General features: G+C 32.8%; 11 protein-coding genes. 1 reads left to right on the top strand and 10 read right to left on the bottom strand.

Features of this window, described 5'->3' with window-relative positions:
- Positions 1-14: 14 nt before the first annotated feature.
- From lon to AB2B44_RS10240, 10 genes are all read right to left on the bottom strand, one after another.
- Positions 15-2,474, bottom strand: coding sequence for an endopeptidase La (lon, locus tag AB2B44_RS10195; RefSeq protein WP_369049483.1), 2,460 nt, complete (start codon positions 2,472-2,474; stop codon positions 15-17).
- 144 nt (positions 2,475-2,618) lie between these two features.
- Entirely contained in the window at positions 2,619-3,410 is a 792-nt protein-coding gene (locus AB2B44_RS10200; protein ID WP_369049484.1) for an MBL fold metallo-hydrolase, read from the bottom strand.
- A gap of 43 nt (positions 3,411-3,453) precedes the next feature.
- Positions 3,454-5,145, bottom strand: a complete 1,692-nt coding sequence (gene ettA, locus AB2B44_RS10205; RefSeq protein ID WP_369049485.1) for an energy-dependent translational throttle protein EttA — start codon at positions 5,143-5,145, stop codon at positions 3,454-3,456.
- Between the two features lie 20 nt (positions 5,146-5,165).
- Positions 5,166-5,348: a CAL67264 family membrane protein gene (locus AB2B44_RS10210; RefSeq protein WP_369049486.1), complete on the bottom strand. Its 183-nt coding sequence runs from the start codon at positions 5,346-5,348 to the stop codon at positions 5,166-5,168.
- Between the two features lie 151 nt (positions 5,349-5,499).
- Complete coding sequence (locus AB2B44_RS10215; RefSeq protein WP_369049487.1) at positions 5,500-7,524, bottom strand: FAD-dependent oxidoreductase; 2,025 nt, start codon at positions 7,522-7,524, stop codon at positions 5,500-5,502.
- 120 nt (positions 7,525-7,644) lie between these two features.
- Entirely contained in the window at positions 7,645-7,947 is a 303-nt protein-coding gene (locus tag AB2B44_RS10220) for a phosphoribosylpyrophosphate synthetase (RefSeq protein ID WP_369049488.1), read from the bottom strand.
- Positions 7,948-7,958: 11 nt separating this feature from the next.
- Positions 7,959-8,246: a GNAT family N-acetyltransferase gene (locus AB2B44_RS10225; protein WP_369049493.1), complete on the bottom strand. Its 288-nt coding sequence runs from the start codon at positions 8,244-8,246 to the stop codon at positions 7,959-7,961.
- 3 nt (positions 8,247-8,249) lie between these two features.
- Complete coding sequence (locus tag AB2B44_RS10230) at positions 8,250-8,681, bottom strand: (4Fe-4S)-binding protein (protein ID WP_369049489.1); 432 nt, start codon at positions 8,679-8,681, stop codon at positions 8,250-8,252.
- Between the two features lie 11 nt (positions 8,682-8,692).
- The gene (locus tag AB2B44_RS10235; RefSeq protein WP_369049490.1) at positions 8,693-10,387 is read right to left on the bottom strand and encodes a hypothetical protein; all 1,695 of its coding nucleotides are present in this window, start codon (positions 10,385-10,387) and stop codon (positions 8,693-8,695) included.
- Between the two features lie 72 nt (positions 10,388-10,459).
- Positions 10,460-11,047: an NUDIX domain-containing protein gene (locus AB2B44_RS10240; protein WP_369049491.1), complete on the bottom strand. Its 588-nt coding sequence runs from the start codon at positions 11,045-11,047 to the stop codon at positions 10,460-10,462.
- A gap of 261 nt (positions 11,048-11,308) precedes the next feature.
- Between AB2B44_RS10240 and AB2B44_RS10245 the strand changes: the two genes are divergently transcribed.
- On the top strand, positions 11,309-13,031 hold a 1,723-nt coding region (locus AB2B44_RS10245), incomplete at its 3' end, for an IgGFc-binding protein (protein WP_369049492.1).

Consider the following 13,031-nt stretch of genomic DNA (forward strand, 5'->3'; position numbering starts at 1 on the left):
TTAAAGTTATTTTATTACATCTCTAACTTTTTAGCATTTTTGACCTTTTGTTTAGTAAGCGCAATATCAATTACCTCATGCATTTCAGTTACATAATGAAATGTTAGTCCTTTTAAATAGCTCTCTTTAATTTCAGCAACATCTTTTTTATTTTCTTCACATAAAATAATTTCTTTGATATTGGCTCTTTTGGCAGCTAATATTTTTTCTTTAATTCCACCAACAGGCAACACTTTTCCTCGTAAGGTAATTTCACCTGTCATGGCTAATTTATTTTTTACTTTACGTTGAGTAAGCACTGATATTAAAGATGTTAACATGGTAATCCCTGCACTTGGTCCATCTTTAGGCGTAGCCCCTTCAGGTACATGAATATGAATGTTATACTTTTCAAAAAGCATAGGATCTATACCAAATTCTTCGGCATGCGCTTTAATATACTCTAATGCAATGGTTGCAGATTCTTTCATTACTTTACCTAAATTACCCGTAATGGTAAGACTACCTTTTCCTTTAGATAAAATAGATTCGATAAATAATATATCACCACCAACACTTGTCCAAGCTAACCCTGTTACAACACCTGCTACTTGATTATTTTCGTATTTATCACGTTCTAAACGAGCAGGCCCTAAAATAGTTTCAATATCTTCATTCGTTAACGAAACATTATATTCTTGTTCCATAGCTATAGACTTGGCAGCATAACGTACTACTTTTGCCACTTGTTTTTCTAAACCACGAACACCAGACTCTCTAGTATAGCCCTCAACAATTTTTTCTATTTGTGTCTTTCCTAAGCTTAAATCTTTAGTTGCAAGCCCGTGTTCTTTTAATTGTTTGGGCAGCAAATATTTTTTAGCAATTTCTACCTTTTCTTCAATTGTATAGCCTGTTACATTGATTATTTCCATACGGTCACGTAAAGCCCATGGTATTTGTGCTAAATTATTAGCTGTTGCAATAAATAATACTTTAGAAAAGTCGTACCCAACTTCTAAATAATTATCATAAAATTCGGTATTCTGTTCTGGGTCTAAAACCTCTAACATTGCCGAAGAAGGATCGCCTTGATGGCTTTGACCTAATTTATCGATTTCATCTAACACAAAAACAGGATTAGACGTACCTATTTTTTTTATGTTTTGAATTAAACGTCCAGGCATAGCACCTATATATGTTTTTCTATGCCCTCTAATTTCAGCCTCATCACGTAAACCACCTAAAGACATTCGGGTGTATTTTCTACCTAAGGCTTCTGCAATAGATTTACCTAACGATGTTTTACCTACTCCTGGAGGCCCATATAAACAGATAATAGGCGACTTCATATCGTTACGTAATTTTAAAACAGCCAAATGTTCAATAATACGCTCCTTTACCTTTTCTAATCCAAAATGATCTCTGTCTAATATTTTTTGTGCCTTTTTTAAATCGAATTTATCTTTAGAATATTCTCCCCAAGGCAACTCTAACAACAGCTCTAAATAATTACGTTGCACGCCATATTCTGCCATTTGAGGGTTCATTCGATTTAATCTGTTGATTTCTTTTTCAAATGTCTTGGCAACTTCTTTATTCCATTTTTTTGTTGCAGCTTTAGCTCGCATTTCTTCAAGCTCTTGCTCATTAGAAACCCCGCCTAATTCTTCTTGAATGGTTTTTAATTGCTGGTGCAAATAATACTCTCGTTGTTGCTGATCTAAATCTGAACGCGTTTTTGATTGAATATCGTTGCGCAATTTTAGTTTTTGCAGTTCTTTATTCAGATTCTTTAAGGTTAATAAGGCACGTTCTTTTAAGTTATCTTTTTCTAAAATAACTTGTTTTTGCGTTACACTTAAATCCATATTAGATGAGATAAAGTTAACCAAAAACGAATCGGAGTGTATATTTTTAATAGCAAATGAGGCTTCAGTAGGTAACATCGGGTTTTCTTTTATTACCTGCAAAGCTTGTTGTTTTACAGAATCTATAATTGCCTTAAATTCTTTTTGATTATCTATATCGCGCTCTTCAACAGCTTCTTTTACAGCTGCTTTTAAATAAGGTTGTTCTTGAATTACACTTTCTATTTCAAAACGTTTTTTACCTTGAATTATTACGGTTGTATTACCATCGGGCATTTTTAAAACTCGTAAAATTTGAGCGACAACACCTGTTTTATATATATCATTAAAAGTGGGCTCTTCTACTTCTTCATTTTTTTGAGCTACTACGCCAATAATTTTATCTCCTTTATTAGCATCTTTTATTAATTGGATTGATTTATCTCTACCCGCAGTAATAGGTATTACAACGCCTGGAAATAATACGGTATTTCTTAACGGAAGTATGGGCAACACTTGAGGAATTTCTTCTTTGTTAATAATTTCTTCATCTTCAGGAGTCATTAACGGAATTAATTCTGAATCTTCGTTGAACATATGTTGAAGCGACAAACTGTCTAAATGTAAAATTTTTGATTTACTCATAAGTATCTATACTGTCAATTTGACATCTGCTTTTTTGATTTCTCAAAAAAATTATTTTTCAATTTTAACTAACTAACTACAAATAAACAACATACACGTTGTTTACCTTTTGTATTTAACTTATAGAGTCAATTCTTATGCCAATTATTTATTAACTGTTAAAATAAGGCCATCGTAAGCTAAAAAAACATTTTGAGGTAATTCTTTTTCTGCCTCAGCATGAAATCCCAACTGCTCACTAACATGTGTTAAATACGCTTTTTTAGGATTTATTTGTTTAATAAAATTTAAGGCCTCTTCTATGTTAAAATGAGTATTATGAGGTTCTTTACGTAAGCCTGTAATAATTAAAACATCTAAATTTTGCAGTTTTTTTTGTTCTGTTTTAGAAATGGTTTTTGCATCTGTTATGTAAGCAATAGTGTTAAACCGATATCCTAATATGGGTAAATTACCATGCATTACTTCTATAGGAGTTACTAAAACCTCGCTTAAATTAAACGCTTGTTTATGTGAAATAATATGCGGATTTACACTCGGTGCACTAGGATATCTGTTTTTAGTAGCAAAAATATAATCGTATCTTTTTTTTAATATCCTCAACACACTTTCTGAAGTATAAATAGGCACCTTGCCTAATTGAAACCCAAAAGGTCGTATATCGTCTAAACCCGCAATATGATCGGCGTGTTCGTGGGTAAATAAAATTCCGTTAATCGACTGCACCTCTTCTCTAAGCATTTGCTGTCTAAAATCAGGACCACAATCAATAACATAATTTTTATCATCCCAAGAAATCATAATTGAAGATCGTAATCGCTTATCTCTAGGGTCTTTAGATTTAGCTACTGGGTGTTTACTAGCAATCATTGGAACTCCTGTTGAGGTTCCTGTACCTAAAAAAGTGATTTTTAATTGTGGGGTTGTATAATTCATACCTTAAAAAGGTAGTATAAAAATTATGTGAAAACTATCTTTCTTATCGTATTAACTTTTTATATTTAATACGTTTGGGTAATACATCGCCTCCTAGTCGTTTCTTTTTATTTTCTTCGTAATCAGAGAATGATCCTTCAAAAAAATACACTTGACTATCCCCTTCAAAAGCTAAAATATGTGTACAAATACGATCTAAAAACCAACGATCGTGACTAATTACTACTGCACATCCTGCGAAGTTTTCTAACCCTTCTTCTAAAGCACGTAGTGTGTTTACATCTAAATCATTAGTAGGCTCATCTAACAACAACACATTGCCTTCTTCTTTTAAGGTCATGGCTAAATGTAAACGGTTACGCTCTCCTCCTGAAAGGGTATTTACTTTTTTGTTTTGCTCACTTCCTGAGAAATTAAAACGACTTAAATACGCTCTAGAATTTACTTGTTTGCCTCCCATCATTACTAAATCTTGTCCATCTGAAAAATTTTCCCAAATAGATTTTTCAGGATTTATATCGACATGCGATTGATCTACATAAGCAATTTTCGCGGTTTCGCCAACAGTAAAAACTCCTTCATCGGGATTTTCTTCTCCCATAATCATTTTAAAAATAGTTGTTTTTCCTGCTCCATTAGGACCAATAACACCTACAATACCTGCCTGTGGAAGATTAAATTCTAAATTTTCATATAGTAATTTGTCTCCATAAGCTTTCGACACTCCTTTAGCATCAATAACATTGGTTCCTAAACGTGGCCCGTTAGGAATATAAATTTCTAACTTTTCTTCGGTTTGTTTTTGATCTTGGCTTATTAATTTTTCATAATTTTTTAAACGCGCTTTTTGTTTGGTTTGACGACCTTTAGCACCCTGACGTACCCACTCTAACTCTCGCTCTAAAGTTTTTTGACGCTTAGAGGCTGTTTTACTTTCTTGGGCTAATCGTTTCGATTTTTGATCTAACCAAGAAGAGTAATTTCCTTTCCAAGGAATACCTTCACCTCTATCTAACTCTAAAATCCAACCAGCTACATTATCTAAAAAATACCGATCGTGTGTTACCGCAATTACGGTACCTTTATATTGAGCTAAATGATGCTCTAACCAATGTACCGATTCGGCATCTAAATGGTTGGTTGGCTCATCTAACAATAAAATATCAGGTTCTTGTAATAACAACCTACACAAGGCTACTCTACGACGTTCGCCTCCTGATAATACACCTATTTTTTTATCACTCTCAGGGGTGCGTAATGCATCCATGGCAATTTCTAACTTGGTATCTAATTCCCATGCATTTGAGGCATCTATTTTATCTTGAAGTTCGGCTTGACGATCCATTAATTTTTGCATCTTATCTGGGTCAGAATACACTTCTTCTAAACCAAACATATCGTTGATTTTATTGTATTCGTCTAACACAGAAACCGTTTCTGCAACTCCTTCTTTTACAATTTCTAAAACTGTTTTATTTTCGTCTAACTGTGGTTCTTGTTCTAAATAACCAACTTTATATCCAGGAGAAAACACAACATCACCTTGGTAGTTTTTTTCTACTCCTGCAATAATTTTTAAAAGCGTAGATTTTCCTGATCCGTTTAAACCAAGAATACCAATTTTAGCACCATAAAAAAAACTTAGGTAAATATCTTTTAATACTTGTTTTCCTGTAGATTGATAGGTTTTAGAAACCTTATTCATTGAAAAAATAACCTTTTTATCGTCGCTCATACTTTATATAATTATAAATATTACACTCTTCCTTTTAAGGCATTAAATACCCAAGCTATACAAAAAAAACCAATACCAACAGTTGCAAATCCCCAACCTGCTACATCTTCATAACGGTAAATTCCCATTAAAATTAACACTACACCCATTAACATCATTAACATAGTTGCCCAACCTAAAACAGTATTTTTGTTCATTGCCATATTTAGTTTTTTTTAAACAGTTCAGCTACAAATATCGTGAAATATTTGTTTTTAAAAAGTAATTTGAGTGTATAAAAAATAGGTTTTTTTAACACATTAATCTAGCCTAAACAAGCCCTTCGTATACCTGTTTTTATTTTTTATTTTATAATTACAGCTCTGCTGCCAATCGACTTCCTTGACTTATCGCTCTTTTGGCATCTAATTCGGCAGCTACATCAGCCCCTCCTATTAAATGTACTTTTATTTTTTTTGCTTGTAGCGGTTCTAACAATTCTTTAAACGGTATTTGACCTGCACAAATAATTATATTATCTACCGGTAATACTTTAATTTCTCCGTTTTTAATATAGTGTAACCCTTGATCGTCAATTTTAATGTATTGCACATCATTAATAAATTGTACTTTTTTTCTTTTTAGTACCGAACGATGTATCCAACCTGTAGTTTTACCTAGTTTTTCTCCAAATTTTCCTTTACTACGTTTAAACATAAAAATTTCTCTTAACGAGGGTTGAATATAGGGGGTAACACCTTCTATACCCGCACGAGCTTTTAAGGTTTTATCAATACCCCACTCTTGTAACCAAGCATCAATATTTTGTGAGGTGCTTTCACCTTCGTGCGTTAGGTATTCTGATATATCAAAACCAATACCTCCTGCTCCAATAACTGCCACTCGCTTACCAACAGGTTTTTTATATTTAATAACATCAATATAGTTTAGTACCTTATTGTGCTCAATCCCATCTATTTTAGGAGTTCTTGGGGTAATTCCTGTAGCTAATACCACTTCATCAAAATTACCATTTACAATATCTTCAGCAGAAACTCGTGTATTTAACTTAACATTTACTTTATGTAGCTCTAATTGCTTTTTAAAATATCGAATGGTTTCGTAAAATTCTTCTTTACCTGGAATTTGCTTTGCGATATTAAATTGCCCGCCTATTTCTTTATCTGCATCAAATAAAGTAACATCATGACCTCGTTGCGATGCAATGGTTGAAGCTGCTAACCCTGCAGGTCCTGCCCCTACAACGGCTATTTTTTTCTTAACCGAAGCTACATTGTAATTGAGTTCTGTTTCATAACACGCTCTTGGATTCACCAAACAACTTACCTTTTTGTTTTGAAAAGCATGATCTAAACAAGCTTGATTACAAGCTATACAAGTGTTAATTTCATCTGCTCGATCTTCTTGGGCTTTGTTTACCCATTCAGGATCTGCTAAAAAAGGACGTGCCATAGAAATCATGTCTGCATGCCCTTCTGACAATACTTTTTCGGCAGTTTCAGGCATGTTAATTCTATTTGAAGTTATTAGCGGAATACTTATTTCTGATTTCATTTTTTTGGTTACCCATGTAAATGCCGCACGAGGTACCGAAGTGGCAATGGTAGGTATTCGTGCTTCGTGCCAACCAATACCGGTATTAATAATAGTTGCCCCTGCTTTTTCTATTTCTTTTCCTAATTGTACTATTTCACTCCAAGAACTTCCTTGTTCTACCAAATCTAACATTGATAGTCGATAAATAAGAATAAAATTTTTACCTACCGCTTCACGTATTTTTTTTACAATTTCTATAGCTAAACGAATTCTATTGTTATAGTCTCCTCCATACTCATCGGTTCGTTTATTGGTTCTTTTTACAATAAATTGATTAATTAAATACCCTTCAGAGCCCATAATTTCAGCACCATCATATCCTGCTTCTTGAGCTAGTTTAGCACAATTTACAAAATCATTAATGGTTCTTTGTATTCCTGATTTTTTTAAATAAAATGGTGTAAACGGAGTAATTGGTGATTTTATTTTTGATGGTGCTACGCTAAAAAAATGATATCCATAGCGCCCAGAGTGTAAAATTTGAATACAAATTTTACCACCTGCTTTATGTACTGCTTCTGTAACTACTTTATGCTTATCTGCATGTTTTTTAGTACTCATTCGGGCAGAAAAAGGAGTGGTCCAACCTTCAATATTAGGTGATACTCCCCCTGTAACAATAAGCCCTACCCCACCTTTAGCTCGTTCTGCATAATACGCTGCTAATTTAACATATCCATTGCTTTCTTCTTCTAAACCTGTATGCATAGACCCCATTAAAATTCGATTTTTTAATGTTGTAAACCCTAAATCTAAGGGTTGAAAAATATGTGAATACTTCATAAGTTACTATTAAAAATATTATGTATAAAATAACCTTTCTAAAAACCAAAAAAGTATAGCACTGCTATTTTTGTTTAGTGATTATAATAGGTAAACTGGTAATCTAATACATCAAAAAAATTATCGTTTAAAGTGTAATTTTTCAATCATTTCTGATGAAAGCGAATCAGCATATACACCATAAGCATCTACTAAGGTTCCTTTAACCCCTGTATTTGTTTCTATAGCATACACTACCGAGTTGTCATCGGCACTACTCATACCTTCAAAACGATACATTTCAACTATAGTAAAAGTTTCTGGTTTATAAATCTCATTTCTTTTTTTACACTCTAAATGTGTAGCATGTACGTTAAAGTCATGCGTAAAACCTCTTTTTTCTAAATCGGTTAATGCCTCCGATAAAGTGTCATATGTTTTCATATTTATATTTTTTATTTTTTAAATAAAACATCGGCATACTCAGGCGTTTTATCAAAAACTGATTTTGCAAAAGGGCATAATGGAATAGCCTTTACATTATTATCTCTCATAAAATGCACTGCCGCCTCAACTAATTTGTAACCAACTCCTTGACCTCGTAGAACATCACTTACCTCTGTATGGTCTATAATTATTTTATCAGTTCCTGCCCAAGTGTAAGTCATTTCAGCTTCTTTATTTTGGTTAACCATCACGTAAAAAGCTCCTTTTTTGTTAGTGTTTTCGTGTAGTACTTGCATCATCTAACCTTTAAATTTAACTTTTACGTGTACGCCATCACAATAGGGTTTATTTTGAGAACCTCCACAACGACAAAAAGCTGTTGTTTTATTTTTGTTTTCGGTAGAGCCATCAGAATTTGTAACTTGTAAATCCCCATAAACTAATAACGGCCCATTTTCGAGAGCTTCTACCTTAGTTACCGTATGGATTGCCTCCGTATTTTCTTCTTTGTTAGAAATATACGACAAAGCTTGTGACGGACACGCATTTATTTGTTTTTTTATTCTTTCACTACTTGCTCCCTGCATATTAACCCATGGTTTATTTTGAGGGTTAAACACTTGAAGTAATTCTTTCCAGCATTTTTTTGAGTGAATACATATACTTGGTTTCCATGTTACCGTAATGTCATCATTACTGTATTTTTTAATAATTTCCTTTTCATTTAACATAATTACTGTTTTTAATGGTTTTTTATAGAATCTATTTGGCTTTGTAATTTTTCTATTTGCTTTTTCTTTTCTTGTTCTTTTAATTGTATTTTTAACGAATCTATTTTTTGTATTTGAGTATCTAAATTTTGTTTTACCAGAGTATTTTTTGCAAAATAGGGATTTGTTTTTTCACTTTCTTTCCAAGCTTCAGCTAATTGGTTATACACGGTAATATCCCATGTACTTGGGTGTTTTACATCAATCCAAACTACATCTCTATATTCACTGTCTACTAAAACTAAATCTGGAGTTGCCGCCCCATCAAATTTATCAGAGTCTTTTTTAATTGCTGAAATTGTACCTAGAAAAAATAATCGTTTTCTACCCGCTATATTTTTAATGTAGGGTCTAAACTCAACAGGTTTATTAACTGACCAATCAAATTCTTTACGCGACTCTATTACTTTTAAAGGCATTGCCGAAACCCCTGCATAACCTTGTTTTTTTGATGAATGATCGTAATAATATAGTTTATTTGTACCATCTGCAGGAATAAATACGCTATAGGTTAAACTGGTTCGTTGATCACCAACTGGTTCTAATCCAAACCAATGATACAAACCAGAATAAGCACCTATTTTGGTGTCAGAAAAATCAAAATCGGTAACAAAGGGTTGTTGATTTTGACCGTCTGGCAAATCGGGTATTTTAACAGCTGTTTCCATATTCCAAGGTAATGGGTCACTAAATCCACCTAAAAACTTTAGCGATTCTGCCTGTAATCGAGATACTTTTTCTGCTAAAATATTTTGTCTTGTTAAATACAGATAATTTTTAATATTTTTAGGTGAGATATAGGTTCCTTTTCCAAAAAAAACACGTTCTAAATAATCTTTAAATGTATGCGCTCCATTTTTTATAACCATTACTCCTCCAAAAGTTGGATAAGGAAACAAAAAGCCTTTCCATTTAATTAAACTAACAACTTCTACCCATTCATCATTATCGTTTTTCATATAAAAGGTATCACTAGGCTCTATGGTAAAGAGTTGAAAAATAGACAATCGTTGTACAACTGCCCTATAAGTATTACGACTAAACTTTAACGATTCTCCAATAGAAAAGGTAACAGGAATACGATTTTCACTAGAAAAACGAGGAAAAGGAGTTGTACTAGATACAGCAAAAATTTCTTCAATATTATCGCTAATTCCTTGCCAAATATATTTTTCTGCTGGCTGTATGGCCATTGTCCATTTATTAGTAGAATCAACACGAACTAAATGAGGTAGTGAAACATCTTTGGTTTCTCCTACCGATTCATTAGCCATTGAAAAAATATTACGAAGTGGCTGTATTCGTTCGTTTTGCGTAAGAGGCAACTCTACTATTTCTATACGATTTAAATTATTGAAAATGCTAAACATCTTCATATAATCGTACATTTTATAACGCCAACCTACAACATATAAAAATCCGAAAAAAAAGAGAACTCCTAGTAAAACTACTATTTTAGTGATATAATTTGGTGTTTTTTTTAACTTTGTTATTCCTAAAAAAAGTACCAACAAGCTTATCAAAATTATAAAAATATATTTTCGTAAAAATAATAATGCAGGTTGATAATACTCTCTAAAAACAAACAATACCAATAATATAAGCAGCATTGAAAAAGTTAGGGTAAACTTTTGTTTTGTTCCTTTTTGCCAGTATTTTTTCATCATAATTTAATGTGTTAAACCCTTTTTTATAGCAATTCTTTGTATTGCCTTTATCTGCTTTATTTATTTTAAATTTTAATCTATCAGATTATTAAGCTGTACATATTGTAATAAAATAATAGTTCTAGCATCAACAATTTCTTGGTTTTCTATCATTTGTAATGCTTTAGAAAAGCTTAACTCTAAAACCTCTATTTCTTCATTTTCTGACATCAAGCCTCCACCATTATTTATTTTATCTGCTTGCTGATATTCACTTAAAAAAAGATGTACTTTTTCACGAACAATACCAGGAGATAAAAAAACCGTACTTACTTTTTTTATATTAGACACTTCATACCCAATCTCTTCTCTAGCCTCTCTTATCGCTGTTTTTTCTGGAGACTCATTAGGGTCAATTGCGCCTCCACAAACTTCTATAGAAAAACCATTTGAAACACCAGCTACATATACAGGCATTCTAAATTGTTTTGATAAAATTACTTTCTTAGTTTTTGAGTTGTATAACAAAATGGCTACACCATCGCTTTTACCATATACTTCGTGAATTAAAGTCTTTAACTCTCCATTTTTAAAGGTAAAATTAAACTTAACATGCTCTAATTTACCCCAGAAATTAGAAATAATTGTTGATACCACATTGCTTACTTTAGTACTACTCACTTTTAACTATTTTATTGATTTTAAAACTATTATTTACAAATACTCGTTATATTTTTAGATAAATCAAAATCATCAATCATTTTCATATACACCAATATAAACTGTTTTAGGCTAAGCAATTTCGTTATTTTTTTTTGAATTAAAAATAAAATTATATCAAATAAAAACCGTTTTATAACTTAATCACTCCTTTAATTAAATTTTGTTGTTATTTTTTTATTATTTTTACTAAATTAAGGTAACTTTGTCATGTCTATGAATATGCAACGATTTAGGTTTTCTTTATTGTTAGTTGTTTTTTTATGTTTAGGCTGGCGTAGTACTTTTGCCCAACTAAGTAAAAAACACTTTATACCTCCTTTAACCTATGCCGAAGAAGGAAATGCAACCCCACAAGACCAATATTTTTATATTTCTACGCCAAGCACAACAAACGTAACCTACACCATAAGACCGGTCGGCTCACCTGCTACCAGTTATATAACTGGTTTTGTTTCTAAAGCTTCCCCTCAAAAAATTCTTATCGCAAATGATCAAAATTCGCAACTTTTTGTCGATTCTAATCAAACCAGTATTGTTACCTCTAATAAAGGCTACATCATTGATGCTAGTGATGCCATTTATGTTTCGGTAAGGGTAAGAGCTGGTAATGGAGACCAAGCAGGAGCCTTAGTTAGCAAAGGTGCGGCAGCCCTCGGAACCTCTTTTAGAGCTGGAATGTTTACAAACGAAAACCCTGTATTAAACAATTACTTGAACTTTATTTCTGTTATGGCTACAGAAGATAATACCACGGTTACCTTTTCTAATCTTCCTAATGGGCTTGTTATAAAAAATTATACAGGTACTACCCCCATAACTGGAATTGTGCTAGATGAAGGCGAAAGTTATATTGTTGCTACTAATGCTTCAGATGCAAGCATAAACAGAGACGGTTTAATTGGAACACTTGTACAATCTGACAAACCCATTGTGGTTAATTGTGGCTCTGCTAATGGTAGTTTTCATAATGGTAGCGGAAGAGATTACGGTATAGACCAAATTGTTGGAGAAGATAAAATAGGAAGCCAATACATTGTAGTTAAAGGAGATGGACTAGATGGCTGGGAAAATGTTTTAGTCGTTGCAAACCAAAACAATACCAGTATTTACGTTAATGGTAATACTACCCCAATAGCAACTATAAATGCTGGAGAATACTATTTAATTGAAGGTAATTATTACAATAGTGATGGAAACATGTATATTGAAACCTCTAACCCTACTTTTGTTTATCAAGGTGTTGGTGCTAGTAATTCTGAAGCAAATCAAGGATTGTTTTTTGTGCCGCCCATAAGCTGTAAAAACAAAGGAAATGTAGATAATATTCCAGAAATAGAAACTATTGGGAGCACCGTTTTTACAGGTGGGGTTACCTTTGTTACTAATCAAGGCGCTACTATTAATGTAACCTCTACATCTGGCACTGTTAATCTTTTGGGTCCATACCCCGTTACAGGGAACCCCGATTATGTAACCTACAAAGCAGCTAATTTAACAGACGACATTACTGTTTCTAGTACTGGCGAACTATATTGTGCTTACTTTAATATGAATAGTGCAGCTACCTCTGGTAGTTTTTATTCTGGTTTTGTAACCGCTCCTGAAATAACTCCTAGTGCCGAAAATGAAAATTTAGGGTATTGTATTCCTAATTTAACTTTAAACGCTACCAACGGAGACAAATTTGATACTTTAGAGTGGTTTTTTGACGACCAAAACGGAAGTGGTTTTGTTTCTGTTGGAACAGGAGTTAGTCACAAACCTGTTTCTCCTGGTGGGTATAAGGTTGTAGGAACTATAACGTGTGGAGGTAATACCTATACATACGACTCTGATGAGTTTTTTGTTAGTCGATGCCCTGATGATTATGATAACGATTCTATCATAGACAACCTCGATGTAGATATCGACAATGATGGAATTTTAAATTGTGACGAATCAC

Source organism: Tenacibaculum sp. UWU-22 (genome assembly GCF_041021355.1).
GTDB lineage: Bacteria > Bacteroidota > Bacteroidia > Flavobacteriales > Flavobacteriaceae > Polaribacter.

Excerpts from the sequence above, each read along its gene's own strand:
- lon (WP_369049483.1), bottom strand. The coding sequence starts at position 2,474 with ATGAGTAAATCAAAAATTTTACATTTAGACAGTTTGTCGCTTCAACAT.
- AB2B44_RS10200 (WP_369049484.1), bottom strand. The coding sequence starts at position 3,410 with ATGAATTATACAACCCCACAATTAAAAATCACTTTTTTAGGTACAGGA.
- ettA (WP_369049485.1), bottom strand. The coding sequence starts at position 5,145 with ATGAGCGACGATAAAAAGGTTATTTTTTCAATGAATAAGGTTTCTAAA.
- AB2B44_RS10210 (WP_369049486.1), bottom strand. The coding sequence starts at position 5,348 with ATGGCAATGAACAAAAATACTGTTTTAGGTTGGGCAACTATGTTAATG.
- AB2B44_RS10215 (WP_369049487.1), bottom strand. The coding sequence starts at position 7,524 with ATGAAGTATTCACATATTTTTCAACCCTTAGATTTAGGGTTTACAACA.
- AB2B44_RS10220 (WP_369049488.1), bottom strand. The coding sequence starts at position 7,947 with ATGAAAACATATGACACTTTATCGGAGGCATTAACCGATTTAGAAAAA.
- AB2B44_RS10225 (WP_369049493.1), bottom strand. The coding sequence starts at position 8,246 with ATGCAAGTACTACACGAAAACACTAACAAAAAAGGAGCTTTTTACGTG.
- AB2B44_RS10230 (WP_369049489.1), bottom strand. The coding sequence starts at position 8,681 with ATGTTAAATGAAAAGGAAATTATTAAAAAATACAGTAATGATGACATT.
- AB2B44_RS10235 (WP_369049490.1), bottom strand. The coding sequence starts at position 10,387 with ATGATGAAAAAATACTGGCAAAAAGGAACAAAACAAAAGTTTACCCTA.